Origin of the sequence: Pseudoalteromonas sp. S554 (genome assembly GCF_005930865.1) — a bacterium.
Classification (GTDB): Bacteria; Pseudomonadota; Gammaproteobacteria; order Enterobacterales; family Alteromonadaceae; genus Pseudoalteromonas; species Pseudoalteromonas marina.
Genome location: NZ_PNDV01000024.1, coordinates 1 through 15,592 on the forward strand (window position 1 = coordinate 1; position 15,592 = coordinate 15,592).

Below are 15,592 nucleotides of genomic sequence, written 5' to 3' on the forward strand. Positions count from 1 at the left end.
TGGTGGAGAGGGAGGGATTCGAACCCTCGATAGAGCTACAAACTCTATACTCCCTTAGCAGGGGAGCTCCTTCGGCCACTCGGACACCTCTCCAACGCATAACCGGTTGTATTGATGATATAAAAAACCACCAACTAAAATATGGTGGAGAGATAGGGATTTGAACCCTAGATAGGCTACAAACCTATGCCGGTTTTCAAGACCGGTGCATTCGACCACTCTGCCATCTCTCCGTGACGCAGAATAATACTTAGGTGATGGGGGTGTGTAAATAGCAAAATGTCTGTTTGCCTAAAAAATAGACGTAAATACGTGTTTTTTTACAAATTAGGGGAAATTAAGGCAATTATTAATAAAATAAAGAGGTTGCAGCAAACTGTGGGAGCTAAAAAAGAGACTTTTTAGTGGTTGGGTGTTTGCTGCACCGAATAAATAACCATGGTTGGGTGATTATTTATATTGCGCTGCGCCGCCAAGTGCTAATTTTTTACCAAGGGTATTAAGCCTAGCTAGCATTTTTGCTTTTCGGTTGGTTGGTTTAACTGCAATTTGTGTGTTTGCTGTTTGGTTTAATGTATTTATAGGGTTCATCACTTGGCTCCGGTTTAAGTCTGTTGAAAACATGCGCATTTTGCATGCAAAGCGTACAAAAATAAAACGATAAAAATTACCTATGAGGCATTAGTTATTTTTATCTGAAGTAGTGGTTGTTAATAAAATGTTTAATTGTGTTTTTTCTGTTTTTTAATTTTTATTTCACCCTGATCCTTTTTATATTATTGTTTTAATTGTATTTTTACTGATTTTGTTTTTTATTTATGCATATTCGATTATTTTAAATGGGTAATTATTCAGATTATTTTATTTTGGTTTTTAATTGTTATTTTTGTGGTTTTTTTATAGCAGCTAGTGGTTATGCTTAGTGCATTAAAAATCGTCGTTAATTTGATATTTAAAATAGTAATTGACTTAAAAATACGGTTTTTTAATAGAGTGTTTCTCTAATAGATAAAAAGCGCCTGCTATGAGGCAGGCGCTTTAGTGTTAGTTACGTTTAAACGTGTCTAACTGGGGATGGAGCCTCTCAGCTTTTTGCTAAGGGCATAAATTTTGGAGCAAATTGCTTGCTGAATATTTTAGTCTTGCTGAGCCACTAAAAATTGGATAATTAAATCTCTAGTGTGATCAAAAACAGGGAGGGCATATGAGTTAAATTTATGTCCATAAAACGCTGCTTTTATCTTTATTGTTTATAACGATAAATAACGAACGCAGTCTATGTTTGTATAAAGCCATAGAGTTGTTTACTTAGGCAAGTACTAACTAGACCAATGGCCCTTATTCTGAGCCGAACAACATAAACGAGAAAAAAGAGACAGAACAGATACAAAAAAGCAGCATTCAATAAAATAAAATGCTGCTGAAGGGATGTTAAATATAGTGAGTTAATTGCGGGTTATTTAACGTGTTTAAAGGTAAATAATTGATAACCATCTAGCTCAGGAACTAACGTTACTAGCTGCTCTTCTTGTTTTGCAATTTCAGCAAAATTACCGCATAACGAATTAGCTCGTTGCTCTAAATTGTTCGCGTGTAACTCTACTTTTTCTTCAATTTGTGCGCCCATATTTTCCATGCGTTCTTCGAATGCATCCATATCGCCGCCAGAACCTAATAACTCCGATCCAAGCGCGACCAGGATACTCCCCATAGATTGCATGACTGCTGATTCAACGGCTGTTTCTATTTGTTTTTCAAACTGATGCTCAAAGTTTTCACCAAATTGGTTAAAACTTTGCTGGCCCATAACAAAGGTGCCTTCTTGATAAAACGTGTTTTCTACTTCTACGCGTATATCGTCCATTAATGATGACATATCGTCTAAGCCATTAATGTTAAAAGCATTACCGACTTCTTCCAAAGCAACACCAGCGATTTTTACGCCGTCTAATGCAATATTAGCGACTTCGGGTAGCTGTATACGTAAGCTATCAGAGTATTGAGTAAGAGCTTGGCGTTGTGAGTTATTAAGCGCTACAAACTCACCATTTACCATTAAATCGCCATTGCTGTTGAATTGCATAGCTTGGTTTTTTGCTGTAAAAATTTCTAGTTCGTTTGGCTTGATGCGAACATCATTTTTAAACTCTACGTCGCATTGATCGTTGCTAAATGAAATTGTGGAATCATTATCGTTGTGTGCCATAGCAACAGGTGTACAGATTAATGCGCTAACTAATAGTAATTTTTTCATGTGATGACTCTATTTTTTGTTGATAACAAATAACTAATAACAAGTTTGGTGCCACTATTTTTTTATCAACAAAAGCAATGGCTTGTGTTTTTTTCTGGGTTTAAAGGTCTGTTTTATTTTTATTATTAGACTATATTTTAGTGAAATTCACCAACGAATATAAATTTATAAAAAAAATTTATCGATACGATAAAAAACTCTCACTTTCCACAATTGCAATTTAGCGCTATTTATTCACATTAATGACATGAAGGCTATTTACTATGGCTTTGTGGCTTTACTTTGATGCTAATTTGCACAGCATATTGGTGTTAAATTTTTTAATTTACCAATTACATTAATTAAAGCGTAATTGGTCTCAAACACTTTATGGAGTGGGTTGTGGGTAAGACATTTAGTTACGATGCGCTAGATGATGATTTTGTTGAAGACGAATACGAAATGGTCGGTCGAAATCAACACGATAAAAACAAGCAAAAGGTTAAGAAAAAGCTGGAAGACTACCTTGAGCAAAAACGCTTGCGCAAAAATCTAGGCGAAGATGACTTAAGCGATTACATTGATTAAATTGCACTAGTATAAATACAATACCAATTAATAACGGCAGCTAAGTGCACAGACAAGTACGCTTAAGCAGTTGTTACATTGGCAATAAAGAGGCTAATAGCCTCTTTATTACTTTTTACTGCGTGCTTTTAGCCTTACTTAATGCTTTTTGTATAGTGAGCTCTATCTTTTCTGGCTTAGTAAAAGGGGCATAGCGCTTAATTGGCGTGCCATCGGCTGCAATTAAAAACTTAGTGAAATTCCATTTTATTTTTCTAGTTAAAAGCCCCGGTAATGCTGACTTTAAAAATCGAAATACAGGGTGTGCATTTTTACCATTCACATCAACTTTGTCTGTTATTAAAAAACTGACTCCATAATTTATTAAGCACCCTTGCTCTATTTGCGACGCATCTCCAGGCTCTTGTTGGCCAAATTGATTGCACGGAAAGCCTATAATCACAAGTCCTTGACTGGCGTACTTTTCATGAAGCGCTTGTAAAGATGTGTACTGGTAGGTAAATCCGCATTTACTTGCAGTATTAACAATGAGTACAACTTTTCCCTCAAAGTCATCAAAGTTAATAGGTTGGCCTTGTAGACTTGTTGCGCTTAATTGATGAAATTTTTGCATGGTGGCTTCTTATTATTGTTGTTAGGCATACTTTAACGCGGCAAAGGTTTTACATAAAGTATAAAGTTTATTCGTGACGCGAGATATGTGACCTAACGGCCTTGGTATAGTTTGAGCTAAATTTTGCGTATTGCTTATACCTAATTTCACATCCCTGTAGGTGAAAAATAATAAACAATCCTCAGGCTGATAAAACTTAACTTTAGAGGGTAATAAGCCCTAATTTAAAATTAGAAACAAACCCATACCGGCAAGTGTTGTGTAATAAATGTTGTGTGTTTTATAAGCTACAATAATGGCTACAATAGCGGCACTTAAGTAAGGGTTTTGCCAATGCAGGTTTATGCCTTCGTCACCCAAAAATACAATAGGAACCCAAATAGCGGTAAGCACGGCCGGTGCACTAAAGCTTAAAAATTGCTGCATTTTAGGGCCCACTTTAAAAGGCAATGCACGGTGTAAAAATAAATAACGCGTAAAAAACGTAATGCAGGCCATGAGTAAAATAGTGGTCATCATGTTTTAGTGTCCTTTTTCGCTGTTAGCCTTGCCGTTGTATAACCTGCACTCATTGCTAATAATGCGGAGCACACTAGCCATAATTCAAACCCTGTGCTTTTTAACCACGTAGCAGTAATACCTGCCACAATAACAGTCACTAAAGAGGCGGTATTTTTAATACCTGGAATAACCAAGGCGATAAAAGTAGCTGCAATTGCAAAGTCGAGCCCTAAGTTAGTTAAATCGGGAAGCATAGATCCTGCAACAATGCCTATTAATGTCCATATATTCCATGCGATGTAAAAACTAAAGCCTGCACTAAGCGCATAAACTAAACGCACTTTTGTGCGATAAGCTTTACGGTGATGAGAAAACGCAAATAATTCATCGGTTAATACAAAGCTAACAGGTAGGCGCCATCGCATTGGTTGATCTATGACTTTATGTCTAACAGCAAGTCCATATAAAAAATGCCGAGAGCTAATTATAAACGTAGTGAATAATATGGTAAGTAAGGGGGTGTTACCCGCCATAAGTTCAATAGCGACAAGTTGAGCTGAACCTGCAAAAACCAGTAACGACATGGCTTGTGTTTCAAGAGCTGTAAATCCATTTTGAATAGCTAACGAGCCGCAGAGTATTCCCCATGGAATAACGGCTAAGCAAAGCGGAAGCATATCTAAAAAGCCTTTTATTATCGCTTTTTTAACTGGTTGCATAGCATTTACCTTGCTGGCTTGTAGAATGGCAGATAATGACACCTTATTATGAGGTTGATTAGCATTTTAATAATACTGTTTTTTTGAGGGTAAACACAATGACGACGATAAAAGTATGGGATGGGTTTATACGGTGTTTTCATTGGCTATTAGTCATTAGTATTGCCGTTTTATATTTTAGTGTAGAAGAGGGCATGATTGAGCTGCATTTTGTTGCTGGGTTCTTTACTTTAGCGCTCATTGTTACGCGAATAGTATGGGGGATTGTTGGCAGCAGAACAGCAAAATTAAGTGGCTTGTTTCACTCACCTAAGGCTGTGTTACAGGGGCTTAAAAACCCGATTGACACCATTGGACACTCTGCTCCTGGCAGTTATATGGTTCTTGCTTTTTTTACGCTTATATCAACGCAATTAATTACCGGGTTGATGAGTAGCGACGGTATTTTAACTGACGGCCCGCTCGTTGAATATGTATCGAGTGATACGGTCGATTTTGCTAATTGGCTGCATCACCTTAATTTTGACATATTGCTGTATGCAATAGGCTTGCATATAGCGGCAATTGTTGTGTACAAGATTAAAGGTAAGCCTTTAGTAAAAGCAATGATTACTGGAGAAAAAGCATCAAAATCAAACGGTGTAAAAAGCTCCCTAACTAAGTCGCCTTGGCTCGCGTGGGCTATATTTGCAGGCTTACTAATTGTACTCGCATTTACTTGGGGGCAAGAGCCTTTACAGTACTTATTTGGATAAATTTAGCTTTAAAATAATCCTTAATTACTGGTTGTAAATCTCGGTTACATTCTTTTGTTTGATTGTTAGGGGGTGGGTACTTATAATTAGCACTTCCTTGGCAAGTGAATGGTTTGCAGTATTACTTGTTATTGGTGCTTCTTGTTTATTCATAATGAATAAACTATGTCACTCTTAAGGTGTAGCCGTGTTTATGCATACGTCGTTGGCCTGCGGGGAATGGTCAACAATTGGTTGCTTAAATCATCACACTCAATTATTTATTGGTGATGTGGTGAAAGTAACTTTTTATGACATGCAATGAGAGCTAATTAGCTTATCGTTTGATTTTAAAATTACTTCATTTGAACAAGGGGAACCTCACGCTTGGCCGCGTTTGATAGCAGAATACATTAATGTTCACATTCCTTTGGTTAGTGCAGGAAAAATGACTGAACACGGTTTAGTAGTCGCTTATCGGAATAATAAAATCTTTGCATTGCAAAGTAGCGGTATATGCAAAGCGCATATTGATTTTCATTGTATTGCAAAATGCGACGATCATGACGTGAGTACTCAAAGCTTGTATGAGTATGTTTACCCTGAGCATAGTGAACGCTATAACGCAGGTACTAAGGTGTTACAGCCTAAAGATGGTTGCATATATCAATGTAGGCCTTGGCCTTTTAACGAGTTTTGTCGAAAAGCAAAGGATACACATTCAATATTTGAACCAGGGATAGGTAAAAGTTGGGCTATGGCTTGGCTGCAATTATAAATTAGTTAATTACATGTTTCTTCCCATAGGTATTACAGGTTTAGGAATAAATCGGTTGCCTTTAAGCCCACTCAACTATTGAGTGGGCTTTTTTATTTTTATGATAAACTGCGAGCATTATTACTTCTTTAATTTGGTTTATTTGTGCCTAGTTCAGACTACTCCTTAAGCTTGCTGCCTCATTTCCCTGTTGCTGAAAAGCAGCCCCACATATTAACTACACATAATAAAAAAAGAACCGACCATTACTATTGGATGCGTGATGATGAGCGCAAAAATGAAAAAGTACTCGCACATTTACAAGCCGAAAATAACTATTGCGATGAGCAATTAGCATGTATTAAACCCTTGCAAAATACCTTATTCGAAGAGTTAAAAGCGCGTATTGTAAAAGACGACAATTCCGTGTCCGTCAAAGATGGAAAATACTGGTATCACTCTGAAGTGCGCGGTGACGATGAATATGCGCGTCATTATCGTAGCACAAGTATTAAAGCTGAAAATAAAGCCCTTTTGCTAGATGTAAACGAGCTTGCACAAGGTTTTGAATTTTTTGACCTTGGGGAAGTTGCATTAAGCCCTAATGAGCAGCTTATGGCATATTCACAAGATACTGAAGGTCGCCGTATTTATAACGTTCGTTTTAAAAATTTATCAACAGGCGAAATGCTCACTGATGAGCTTGAAAATACAGAAGGGCAAGTTGTTTGGGCAAACGACAATAAAACCGTTTTTTATGTTAAAAAAGATCTGCAAACTTTATTAGGGTATCAAGTATTTAGGCATGAGCTGGGAAGTGCGCAAAGCCAAGATGTGTTGGTGTATGAAGAGCAAGACAGCAGCTTTTTTATGGGACTGGGTAAAAGCCGAGATGAAGCGCTAATTATAATTGATTTGGCATCTACTGAGTCCAACGACACGTGGGTGCTTGATGCCAATAACCCGCAGGGTAATTTTAGTGCACTTATGCAAAGAGAAGAGGGTCATGAGTTTGATATCGATAAGTTAGGCGACACATTTTATATTGTCACCAACTGGCAAGCTAAGAATTTTAGATTGATGACTGCAACCGAGCAGACCATTGCTGATAAAACTCAGTGGCAAGAGCATACAGCCCACAGGGAACATGTATTACTTGAAGGCGTTGAGCTTTTTAATGATTTTTTAGTCCTCAGCGAACGAGAGCAAGGACAAGCACGTTTTGTTGTAGTAAATAAAGAAGGCAAGCGTATGGCGCTTGAGTTCGACGATCCTTGCTATTACGCTGCTGTTGCAATGAACCCAGAGCCCAATGTTAAAACGGCGCGCATTTATTACTCAAGCTTAACCACTCCAGGTTCTTTGTACGATGTTGACCTTATAACGGGTGAAAAAACATTGCTTAAACAGCAAAAGGTATTAGGTGACTTTAAAGCCTCAGATTATGAGTCTGAGCGGCTGATGATTACTTCGCGTGATGGCGTCAAAATACCTGCATCTGTTGTATACCGAAAAGATAGTTTTAAAAAAGATGGCACCAACCCGTTGTTTCAATATGGGTATGGGGCTTATGGTTACACCATTGATCCGAGCTTCTCTAGCACGTCGCTCAGCTTACTTGACCGTGGTTTTGTTTATGTCATTGCACATGTGCGTGGTTCCGAAATGCTAGGCCGCAATTGGTATGAGCAAGGTAAAAAAACACATAAACAAAATAGTTTTAGTGATTTTATCGACGTAACAAAAGCGCTGATTGAACAAAAATACTGTGATAGCAGCAAAGTATTTGCATCAGGCGGTAGTGCGGGTGGCTTGCTTATGGGCGCCGTGCTGAATCAAGCTCCACAGTTATATTGTGGTGTAGGGTGTCATGTGCCATTTTTAGATGTACTCACCACGATGTTGGACGAGAGTATTCCACTGACCACCAACGAGTACGATGAATGGGGAAACCCGAACGACCCACAGTTTTATAATGTAATAGAATCGTATTCGCCTTATGACAATATAAGCGCACAAAATTACCCTAATATATTAGTCACTACCGGCCTACATGACTCGCAAGTGCAGTACTGGGAGCCCATGAAGTGGGTTGCTAAAATGCGAGAATACAAAACAGATAATAATATATTGGTATTTAAAACCGATATGGACGCAGGTCATGGCGGCGCATCTGGACGCTTTAAAAGCTTGGAAGAAAAAGCACTTGAAATGGCATTTTTTATTGCGTTGGTTGAATGATACATTTTGTTAAATAAACAAAAAAGCCTCAGTGGTAGCTGAGGCTTTCAAAATCAGAATAACGTTTAGCTTAATCCAAGTAAGCTTTTAGCATCCAAACTAGTTTTTCTTGTTCAGAGATGTAGTCTCCCATTAATGATGCTGTACCTTCATCGCCTGCATCACCTGCTTGGTTTAAAATCTCACGTTGCTTTTTAATTAATGTACTGTAGCCCGCTAATATATTTTCTACGGCAGTAACACCATCACTTATGCCTTTTGCTTCTTTTATTTCACTTACTTCAAGGTAATCTGAAAATGCATGTAACGGCGCGCCATCGAGCGTTAAAATACGCTCTGCAATCTCGTCTACTTTCAAAAGTAACAGGTTATAAATTTCTTCAAACTTAACGTGTAATTCAAAAAAGTTACGGCCTTTGATGTTCCAGTGAAAACCACGAGCATTCATATATTGTATTTGGTAGCTGCTCAGTAGAGTATTAAGTGATTTTACAATGTCGTCGCTTTTTGCGCTGTTTAAACCAATTGCATTTACATGTGACATAACTTGCTCCTTAAGAACCGTTTGTTTGTTAACTTGAGTAAAGTATTACTTTTTTAGTTAGATTAGTAAAATTGTTTATATCTATAGAATTAATAGTTAAAACCTATTAAATGACTGGTACATAAGTTTTGTTTGCTCTATACAGACATGGGGTCTAATTATTAAAATTCACCTCAATTTTTTAAGGTGGTTTGTTGCGTAAAATATGATCTCAAACAAGCTTAGAAGGTGTTATTAAATTTGTTAATTTATTTTTTGATTTAGGTCAAAAATCACTCTTTTTGAAAGCGCATAATAATGGCGTTGAATTAATTAGGAGAGTGAACATGTATGCAAAAACAGGCAAACAAAATAAAGCAGAGTTAATTGTGGTATGTATTGCGCTGGTGGCATTTGTGCTTGGTTTAGTAGCTCATCTAGCGGGTGCAAGTATCGCTAACTCAGACGTGTTTGGTTATATAGCTGCGCCAATTCCGTTGGTGCTCGGGGTTATTGTTATACTAAGTTATAAAATAGCTGAGGCAGCAGAAGATTAACTGCCTTCGCCTAAACACTTTAAAATATAATCGACCACTTCACGTGAGTAAATCATACTGGTATGGCTTAAGTGAAACACTTTGTGTTCTGCCATACCTTTTAGTTTAGTTTCATCAAGAAGAACCGTGCCGTCTGACTTGCTACCCTTTACAATAAGAGGCATTAAGCCGATTGGTAGGTCGCCAGCAATACTATAAAGCTTTGCTTTAAATGGCCAGTTACCATTTTGTGTGAGTAAAAACTCAACGCTATTTTTTAAAAAAGCTTCAAACCCTTTTTGTTTCATTTTTTGTGCAATGTGACTGCCTTGATGCGGAGTACCAAGCGTTACTACTTTTGTAACGAATTGGCTCGCGTCTGAGTTAGCTTCTAAGTAAGCTCTAGCTACTAACCCACCCATAGAGTGGCATACTAAGGCTGTGGGCTCATTACCAATAAACTCATCTATTTGTTTAAAAATAGCATCACGATTTGGGTCAAGAGTATTGTATGTAAGGTTTAACACGTTAACGCCTGAGCTCTCTAACCTAGAGCAAAGGGGGCGCATAACAAAGCCAGACATATACAAGCCATGTAAAACAATAACGTGTTTAACTTTCATATAACCCCTAAAGCAACTGCAATTACATTAATTGCTGTGGTTTTATCTCAATATTTGTATTATCAGTGTTAACCCATACCTCACCATCTTGAATGGTAACTGTAAGCTGTATGTTGCGATCAACTAGGTCTGCAAGTGCCTGTGTTGCTGCATAGTCTAAACTAAAAATACTTAAATTTTTAAATTCGTACAATTTTGGTTGGTGTTTTTGCCACCATATAGCCTGGTTGTTTTCACCGTAGGTATAAAGGATAACTTTTTTAGATTTATTGCAGGCTTTTTTAAGGCGCTTTTCGTCAGGTAAGCCTAGCTCAATCCAAAGCTCTATTTCTTCACTGTAATTTACGTGCCACAGCTCTGGCTCGTCATCAGCACTTAGCCCTTTGGTAAACTCTAAACCATCACAATAGTTAAGTGCAAACGCGAGCAGGCGAATCATTAACCGCTGGTCAGTTTCCGATGGATGCTGAGCCAGAGTTAAACTTGTATCTTGATAAACATGGCGATCCATATCGCTAAGCGATAATTGTGCCTTCATAATGGTTGATTTAAGAGCCATAACAACTAATCTAAAAATATTTTCGCCAGTATAGCGCAATTAAATGAATTGCCAGTTAAAATAGCGTCTAAATATACGTTAGGAGTTAAAAATGGCTATCCAGTGGTTCCCTGGGCGCTTGTATTAACTTCCGCCCCACTCCGTAGAGATGCTTAAATCATATTAAAAACATGTGTTTAACCTGTTTTTATTCCGTATTTGTCCAGTCTAATCTTGTTGCTTCTACTATTTTTAGTACCCACGTTAGTACCCATGAGATTGTATTTTATATATACTAGCCTTAATTAGCATTGTGGAGCTTATTATGGCCAGAGCTGTAGTTCGTCTAACGGATAAAAAAATAAAATCAATTACTAGTACAGGCAAAGAGCAAACGCTTTCTGACGGTGGCGGTCTTCAACTGCGTGTTTTACCTAGCGGTACTAAATCTTGGCAATTTAAGTTTAAAGATCCAATAAGTAATAAATTTAATAAATTACCTTTAGGGCTTTATCCTGCACTATCACTTGCTAACGCACGTACTAAAACTATTGAGTACCAAGAATTATTGGCTCAAGGCATTAATCCAAAGGCACATGAACTAGCTAAAAAACAGGCCGAGAGCCGTAAAGCTGCGAATACTTTTTTAGCTGCCGCAGAACTTTGGTTTGAACGAAAACAGCCTACTGTGACACCTCATCACGCAGCTAGGGAATGGCGAACGCTTGAGATGTACATTTTCCCCAAGTTGAAAGATACGCCTTTAGAAAGCATTACAGCGATTGATACCATTGAAATTCTTAGGCCACTTGAGAGTGACGGTAAACACTCAACAATTAAGCGTATTTGCCAAAGCTTAAATCAAATCATGGATTACTCGGTAAATCATGGTTTTATCAATGCCAATCCACTAGCAAAAATTATAAAAGTATTTACTAAAAATACAGTAGAGCATATGGCTACTATTAAGCCTGACGAGCTGCCTGACTTTTTAACTGCTTTAAATAATTCTCAAACCATTCAAAATAAAACCAGGCTTTTAATCTTGTGGCAACTGCACACTATGACTCGCTCAAAGGAAGCCGCAGGCACTAAGTGGGCCGATATTAATATTGAAGATGCTGTATGGGTGATCCCAGCTGAAGAAATGAAGCGTAGAAGGTCCCATAGAGTACCTTTAACACCAGCTACCTTAGCAATACTTAATCAAATGAAACCACTCAGCGGTCACCATGAATATGTATTCCCGAGTGAGCGTAATGAAAAGAGCCATGCAAGTACCTATACGGTTAATGCAGCTATTAAACGTAGTTTAGGCTACAAAGGTAAGCTGGTAGCCCATGGCTTGCGCTCCGTTGCTTCTACAGCGCTTCATGAGAAAGGTTACGATAGCCTTTTGGTCGAAGCTTGCCTAGCCCACGCAGATGAAAACGAAACAAGAGCGGCATATAACCGCTCGGATTATTTAGAGCAACGCAGGCCAATAATGGGCTGGTGGAGTGAGTTTGTTGAGCAAGCTAATTTAAAGTAATAGAACCTAATCAAGCATTGCTTTGACTATTTCATTGAGGGCTTTTTTTTCAGTGGTATTCTGCTCTTTAGCGTAGTTGGTTAGCTTTTTCTGGTTGGCTTTATTTAAACCTAATAAGCTATTATTTCTTTGACGATGTATTTTTTGCTTATGCGCGTTGTATAAGTAGGCAATGAGATTTTTTTGAGTAGGTAAAAGATCTACTGATACGGGTAGCGTGCCATTAATTTCTAAAGAGTCGTCTAAAGCCGAAGGCTGATTAAGTTTTTCGGTAATGTAAGTAAACGTGCAATTAGGTAATAAGTTAACTCTAACAATACCAATAGTTTTAAATGCAACTAGGGATGTCGAGGGAGCAGTAATAGTGAGAAATCTGATATCTGTGCTGATTAACTTATCGAAATTTAATGTAATTAGAGGTGTAGAGGGCGTAGTAGTGAGCTGATTAATAGTAAAGTCGGCAGCATGAAATTTAATTTGATACTTACACCCTAGATCGGGAGCTGTTAAAAAGTACTCTGTAGGAAGAGATTTATTTGTTTTTAAATTCACACTCGTAGTGTTAGAAGGTTTGATTGTTTTGATATGATTAAAAAGCGGTTTATCAATATTTTCTACATAGCGATTTTTTAAGAGCTCCCAATTACCTATTAGTGCAATACATGACCAATATATTGTCTCGTTATCAATAGGCTTTATAAATTGAAACACATCTTTTTGCTTCGACGCCTCCTCTACTTTTTCTACTAGATAACGCCAAACCCAACTACATGTTTCCTCATCTTTCATGTCTAACCAGGGAAGTGGGCTTTTACCTATTACATATTGCGAATATGCGCATTTTAAGGCTAATAAATAGTTTTGCTTAAGTCCATCATGGGTCATTGCTGCGTCAAAAGTTTTTATTATCAGCGGATATGCCTCCTCAATGTTGCTTGCAAAATTTCTATAGTACTTATCTGGTAGAGCGGAATGAAACTGTGGGATAGGGTTAAGGTTTATGTAAAAAAGTACCCAAGATAGTTGTTTTGGGTTTTTAACTGATAGCCAATCAAAGCTCTCAATAGGTAGAACATTTGCAATGTAGTTCCCCATTATATTGCTTAATTGGTGTTTTGAACGTTCGCTTACGCCATTAATAAATTCACTTTCCCATCTTTGAATAATCTCACGAGCTTGTTCGATATTTGTAGGGAAGTACTCAACGCACAATAAATTATTGTGATGAATATAATTAACCAACCAATACAGCGTTCTTTCATCATTCTTGAATACTTCTAGCCATGACATTTTTGTAATTCCCTGTCAGATAAAACCTGTTTATAGCATAACTAAAATGTATTTAATAAGTAATTAATTCATAAAAAAATACATATATTTCGTAAAAAAAACGTAACATAATAAATCTTTTTTGGTACCAATTTAATAGCTCTCAGCTGTTTTTGGTGTGTGTTTTCTATGTTTTTATTTTTTACTCTATTACATGTCAGTTTTAAAAAGCAAATGTTAAGCTTTATAAGCAGATGAATTGATCCCACATCGGTACTACTTTTCTCTTTTTTCATTGAGTCAAATTCAACTAGGTAGCTTATGATTTTTTGATTCATACCACACAAACCTGATGGGGTGTTTTTCTGTATAGGTAATATATACACGGCACTACCTCTTCGAGCATATAAAGGAATAATGGATAAATAATTACTAAGGAGACACCTCTTATGTGACTAACCAAAATCAAGAGGAAAATAATGAATAAACGTCATCCAGTTAATAGGAACTTAGTGATAAATAAAGGAGGTTTCTACAAGAATATTCCTGTATGGAATAACGGAGACTTGATACAAAATTATTTAATATCTATTGAGCAGGTTTTAACTCAAAGCCTGAATGAGCACCCAAGGACTTTAGCTATTAGGTTCGATTTAAGGTTTCCAATTAGCTTTGGCATTATTGATCAAATTGCAAGTTTACAAACATCCCATATATCAAGCTTTTTTAAGAATCTAGATCTAGAAATACAGCGTGATATTAAAGGTAAAATTAAAAGAAATGGTAATGCCCACCACAGTAGTTTGAGATATATATGGGTTAAAGAGCAAGATAGCTCTTGCATGCCTCATTATCATGTCGCCATATTTCTGAATAAAGACACTTATTATGGTTTAGGTAGCTATCAAGGTAATGGTGATAATATGGCTTCTCGTATAATTAGGGCTTGGGCCAAGGCTATAGGGATTGAAACCTATGATGCAGGTAAGTGTGTAGAATTTCCTGATAATCATACATACAGGCTTAATAGAAACAGTGAAAACTTTGCAGAGGATTTTAAACAGCTATTTTTTAGAGTCAGTTATTTTGCAAAAGTTGATACAAAAGCTTTTGGTAGTAAAGATAATTACTTTGGTTGCAGTAGGAGGTAATCAACTTCCCATTAAGCTACTTAACAGTGTTTTGAGACCTTCAACTAGTTAAATAGACCTAGGCCCTTATGCGACAAGGGCTGGCAAGTTCTCAAAATACCATTATGAGAACTTAAAAAATAAACGGTGTTATTACACCTTAAAGAGTGCTCTATATGAGCACTCGTATTTAACTAATCAAACAAACTAGCAATGCCAGCAACTACTCCACCAGCTACCGCCAAAGGGATTGTAACTGGCGCAGACGCGACACCTGCACCAATTACTATTGCGCCAGATGTAAGCGCTCCAGCAGCTGCACCGGAGCTTATAGCCACAGCTGTTCTGCTTACGCTAGAGTCATTACTGCCAGTTATCTGTTTAGATAGCTCATTACCAACCAAGCCGCACGAAACAGCTTTATCTAAAGACATAATGCCTTCCTTTTAATTAAGTAAAACCAGCGCCAGAATGACGCTACTAAGGGTTATAGCTCTAGTTCTTCAAAGTCTTTGTCTATTTCCTCCTGTGTTATGCCTATATAACGAAGTGTGGTTGCTTCGGAGCTATGGCGAAGCATTTTCATTACTCGGGCGATGTCGTGGGTTTTCTGATACAAGTGATAACCGCGTGTTTTACGCATTGAGTGAGTACCTAAATGAATGTTTAGTTCTTCACCAACTAGCGCAAATGCTTTTGTAACCGCTCTACGAGATAGCGGTTTAGGCTTTGAGTTAATTGCTTGTTGATTTCGGTATGATTGAAATAAGTAGATGTGGTGTGGATGAGTAAGCTTAATTTCGTTGATTAAGGTAAGTGCCTTATCATTTAGCTTTATTTCAGCTAATTTCGAGGTCTTTGACTCGTAAATAATTAACCTATCGTTATTTATGTCAGTGAACTTCACTGCAAGTAAGTCAGATATTCTAAGCGCGAGATTTAAGCCAATGTTCCATATTTGGCTCATTTGTCTTGAGCAACGCTTTTCTAGTAAATAGCTAACGAGCCTTACTGTATCAAGATTTTTAACTGCTTGTACTTCAGCCATAAAACCTC

At 37.4% G+C, this 15,592-nt stretch carries 17 protein-coding genes, 2 tRNA genes and 1 pseudogene; 7 read left to right on the plus strand and 13 right to left on the minus strand.

The window, feature by feature from the left end; genetic code table 11:
* The 4 genes from CWB65_RS06100 to CWB65_RS06110 all read right to left on the minus strand — a co-directional run bounded on the left by CWB65_RS06100 (nt 1) and on the right by CWB65_RS06110 (nt 2,254).
* Nucleotides 1–93 (minus strand) — tRNA-Ser (locus CWB65_RS06100).
* A 49-nt stretch (nt 94–142) separates the two neighbouring features.
* A tRNA-Ser gene (locus CWB65_RS06105) sits at nt 143–233 on the minus strand.
* A 217-nt stretch (nt 234–450) separates the two neighbouring features.
* Nucleotides 451–591, minus strand: coding sequence for a hypothetical protein (locus CWB65_RS19850; RefSeq protein ID WP_008128321.1), 141 nt, complete (start codon nt 589–591; stop codon nt 451–453).
* Nucleotides 592–1,456: 865 nt separating this feature from the next.
* The gene (locus CWB65_RS06110) at nt 1,457–2,254 is read right to left on the minus strand and encodes a YggN family protein (RefSeq protein WP_008128323.1); all 798 of its coding nucleotides are present in this window, start codon (nt 2,252–2,254) and stop codon (nt 1,457–1,459) included.
* Nucleotides 2,255–2,635: 381 nt separating this feature from the next.
* Here CWB65_RS06110 and CWB65_RS06115 point away from each other — a divergent pair, with 381 nt between their 5' ends.
* A complete protein-coding gene (locus tag CWB65_RS06115; RefSeq protein ID WP_010558095.1) occupies nt 2,636–2,821 on the plus strand; it encodes a PA3496 family putative envelope integrity protein in 186 nt (61 codons plus the stop codon).
* Between the two features lie 115 nt (nt 2,822–2,936).
* On the opposite strand, the gene CWB65_RS06120 is transcribed toward CWB65_RS06115, so the two are convergent.
* The 3 genes from CWB65_RS06120 to CWB65_RS06130 form a co-directional block, all read right to left on the minus strand.
* Complete coding sequence (locus tag CWB65_RS06120; protein WP_138740165.1) at nt 2,937–3,434, minus strand: glutathione peroxidase; 498 nt, start codon at nt 3,432–3,434, stop codon at nt 2,937–2,939.
* 219 nt (nt 3,435–3,653) lie between these two features.
* Complete coding sequence (locus CWB65_RS06125; RefSeq protein ID WP_006793840.1) at nt 3,654–3,953, minus strand: AzlD domain-containing protein; 300 nt, start codon at nt 3,951–3,953, stop codon at nt 3,654–3,656.
* Nucleotides 3,950–4,654, minus strand: coding sequence for an AzlC family ABC transporter permease (locus tag CWB65_RS06130; protein ID WP_008128327.1), 705 nt, complete (start codon nt 4,652–4,654; stop codon nt 3,950–3,952). Before CWB65_RS06130 ends, CWB65_RS06125 begins: the two co-directional genes overlap by 4 nt.
* 98 nt (nt 4,655–4,752) lie before the next feature.
* On the opposite strand from CWB65_RS06130, the gene CWB65_RS06135 reads away from it, so the two are divergent.
* From CWB65_RS06135 to CWB65_RS06145, 3 genes and pseudogenes are all read left to right on the plus strand, one after another.
* Nucleotides 4,753–5,409, plus strand: a complete 657-nt coding sequence (locus tag CWB65_RS06135) for a cytochrome b/b6 domain-containing protein (protein WP_138740166.1) — start codon at nt 4,753–4,755, stop codon at nt 5,407–5,409.
* Nucleotides 5,410–5,602: 193 nt separating this feature from the next.
* A pseudogene (locus CWB65_RS06140) lies at nt 5,603–6,166 on the plus strand (chitin-binding protein).
* Nucleotides 6,167–6,310: 144 nt separating this feature from the next.
* Nucleotides 6,311–8,386, plus strand: coding sequence for a S9 family peptidase (locus tag CWB65_RS06145; RefSeq protein WP_138740167.1), 2,076 nt, complete (start codon nt 6,311–6,313; stop codon nt 8,384–8,386).
* Nucleotides 8,387–8,456: 70 nt separating this feature from the next.
* Here the strand turns inward: CWB65_RS06145 and CWB65_RS06150 are convergent, their stop codons facing one another.
* Nucleotides 8,457–8,930 (minus strand): Dps family protein, encoded by a 474-nt coding sequence (locus CWB65_RS06150; RefSeq protein WP_006793845.1) that lies wholly within the window; start codon nt 8,928–8,930, stop codon nt 8,457–8,459.
* A gap of 326 nt (nt 8,931–9,256) precedes the next feature.
* On the opposite strand from CWB65_RS06150, the gene CWB65_RS06155 reads away from it, so the two are divergent.
* Entirely contained in the window at nt 9,257–9,466 is a 210-nt protein-coding gene (locus CWB65_RS06155) for a hypothetical protein (protein WP_008128335.1), read from the plus strand.
* Here CWB65_RS06155 and CWB65_RS06160 read toward each other — a convergent pair.
* Both CWB65_RS06160 and CWB65_RS06165 read right to left on the minus strand, forming a co-directional pair.
* Complete coding sequence (locus CWB65_RS06160; RefSeq protein ID WP_008128336.1) at nt 9,463–10,068, minus strand: PGAP1-like alpha/beta domain-containing protein; 606 nt, start codon at nt 10,066–10,068, stop codon at nt 9,463–9,465. The genes CWB65_RS06155 and CWB65_RS06160 overlap by 4 nt on opposite strands.
* Nucleotides 10,069–10,090: 22 nt before the next feature.
* Nucleotides 10,091–10,627, minus strand: a complete 537-nt coding sequence (locus CWB65_RS06165) for a YaeQ family protein (RefSeq protein ID WP_033025232.1) — start codon at nt 10,625–10,627, stop codon at nt 10,091–10,093.
* Between the two features lie 304 nt (nt 10,628–10,931).
* Here CWB65_RS06165 and CWB65_RS06170 point away from each other — a divergent pair, with 304 nt between their 5' ends.
* Complete coding sequence (locus CWB65_RS06170; RefSeq protein ID WP_138740168.1) at nt 10,932–12,137, plus strand: tyrosine-type recombinase/integrase; 1,206 nt, start codon at nt 10,932–10,934, stop codon at nt 12,135–12,137.
* A gap of 6 nt (nt 12,138–12,143) precedes the next feature.
* Here the strand turns inward: CWB65_RS06170 and CWB65_RS06175 are convergent, their stop codons facing one another.
* Complete coding sequence (locus CWB65_RS06175; RefSeq protein WP_138740169.1) at nt 12,144–13,427, minus strand: hypothetical protein; 1,284 nt, start codon at nt 13,425–13,427, stop codon at nt 12,144–12,146.
* Nucleotides 13,428–13,885: 458 nt separating this feature from the next.
* On the opposite strand from CWB65_RS06175, the gene CWB65_RS06180 reads away from it, so the two are divergent.
* On the plus strand, nt 13,886–14,557 hold the full coding sequence (locus CWB65_RS06180; protein WP_138740170.1) for an inovirus Gp2 family protein: 672 nt from the start codon (nt 13,886–13,888) through the stop codon (nt 14,555–14,557).
* A gap of 173 nt (nt 14,558–14,730) precedes the next feature.
* Here the strand turns inward: CWB65_RS06180 and CWB65_RS06185 are convergent, their stop codons facing one another.
* Both CWB65_RS06185 and CWB65_RS06190 read right to left on the minus strand, forming a co-directional pair.
* The gene (locus CWB65_RS06185) at nt 14,731–14,970 is read right to left on the minus strand and encodes a hypothetical protein (protein ID WP_036984567.1); all 240 of its coding nucleotides are present in this window, start codon (nt 14,968–14,970) and stop codon (nt 14,731–14,733) included.
* A gap of 53 nt (nt 14,971–15,023) precedes the next feature.
* Nucleotides 15,024–15,584: a tyrosine-type recombinase/integrase gene (locus tag CWB65_RS06190; RefSeq protein ID WP_039488704.1), complete on the minus strand. Its 561-nt coding sequence runs from the start codon at nt 15,582–15,584 to the stop codon at nt 15,024–15,026.
* Between the last annotated feature and the right edge of the window lie 8 nt (nt 15,585–15,592).

What these genes read in the sequence shown, in the direction of transcription:
- CWB65_RS19850 (WP_008128321.1), bottom strand. Translation starts at nt 591, where the DNA reads ATGAACCCTATAAATACATTAAACCAAACAGCAAACACACAAATTGCA.
- CWB65_RS06110 (WP_008128323.1), bottom strand. Translation starts at nt 2,254, where the DNA reads ATGAAAAAATTACTATTAGTTAGCGCATTAATCTGTACACCTGTTGCT.
- CWB65_RS06120 (WP_138740165.1), bottom strand. Translation starts at nt 3,434, where the DNA reads ATGCAAAAATTTCATCAATTAAGCGCAACAAGTCTACAAGGCCAACCT.
- CWB65_RS06125 (WP_006793840.1), bottom strand. Translation starts at nt 3,953, where the DNA reads ATGATGACCACTATTTTACTCATGGCCTGCATTACGTTTTTTACGCGT.
- CWB65_RS06130 (WP_008128327.1), bottom strand. Translation starts at nt 4,654, where the DNA reads ATGCAACCAGTTAAAAAAGCGATAATAAAAGGCTTTTTAGATATGCTT.
- CWB65_RS06135 (WP_138740166.1), top strand. Translation starts at nt 4,753, where the DNA reads ATGACGACGATAAAAGTATGGGATGGGTTTATACGGTGTTTTCATTGG.
- CWB65_RS06150 (WP_006793845.1), bottom strand. Translation starts at nt 8,930, where the DNA reads ATGTCACATGTAAATGCAATTGGTTTAAACAGCGCAAAAAGCGACGAC.
- CWB65_RS06155 (WP_008128335.1), top strand. Translation starts at nt 9,257, where the DNA reads ATGTATGCAAAAACAGGCAAACAAAATAAAGCAGAGTTAATTGTGGTA.
- CWB65_RS06160 (WP_008128336.1), bottom strand. Translation starts at nt 10,068, where the DNA reads ATGAAAGTTAAACACGTTATTGTTTTACATGGCTTGTATATGTCTGGC.
- CWB65_RS06165 (WP_033025232.1), bottom strand. Translation starts at nt 10,627, where the DNA reads ATGGCTCTTAAATCAACCATTATGAAGGCACAATTATCGCTTAGCGAT.
- CWB65_RS06170 (WP_138740168.1), top strand. Translation starts at nt 10,932, where the DNA reads ATGGCCAGAGCTGTAGTTCGTCTAACGGATAAAAAAATAAAATCAATT.
- CWB65_RS06175 (WP_138740169.1), bottom strand. Translation starts at nt 13,427, where the DNA reads ATGTCATGGCTAGAAGTATTCAAGAATGATGAAAGAACGCTGTATTGG.
- CWB65_RS06180 (WP_138740170.1), top strand. Translation starts at nt 13,886, where the DNA reads ATGAATAAACGTCATCCAGTTAATAGGAACTTAGTGATAAATAAAGGA.
- CWB65_RS06185 (WP_036984567.1), bottom strand. Translation starts at nt 14,970, where the DNA reads ATGTCTTTAGATAAAGCTGTTTCGTGCGGCTTGGTTGGTAATGAGCTA.
- CWB65_RS06190 (WP_039488704.1), bottom strand. Translation starts at nt 15,584, where the DNA reads ATGGCTGAAGTACAAGCAGTTAAAAATCTTGATACAGTAAGGCTCGTT.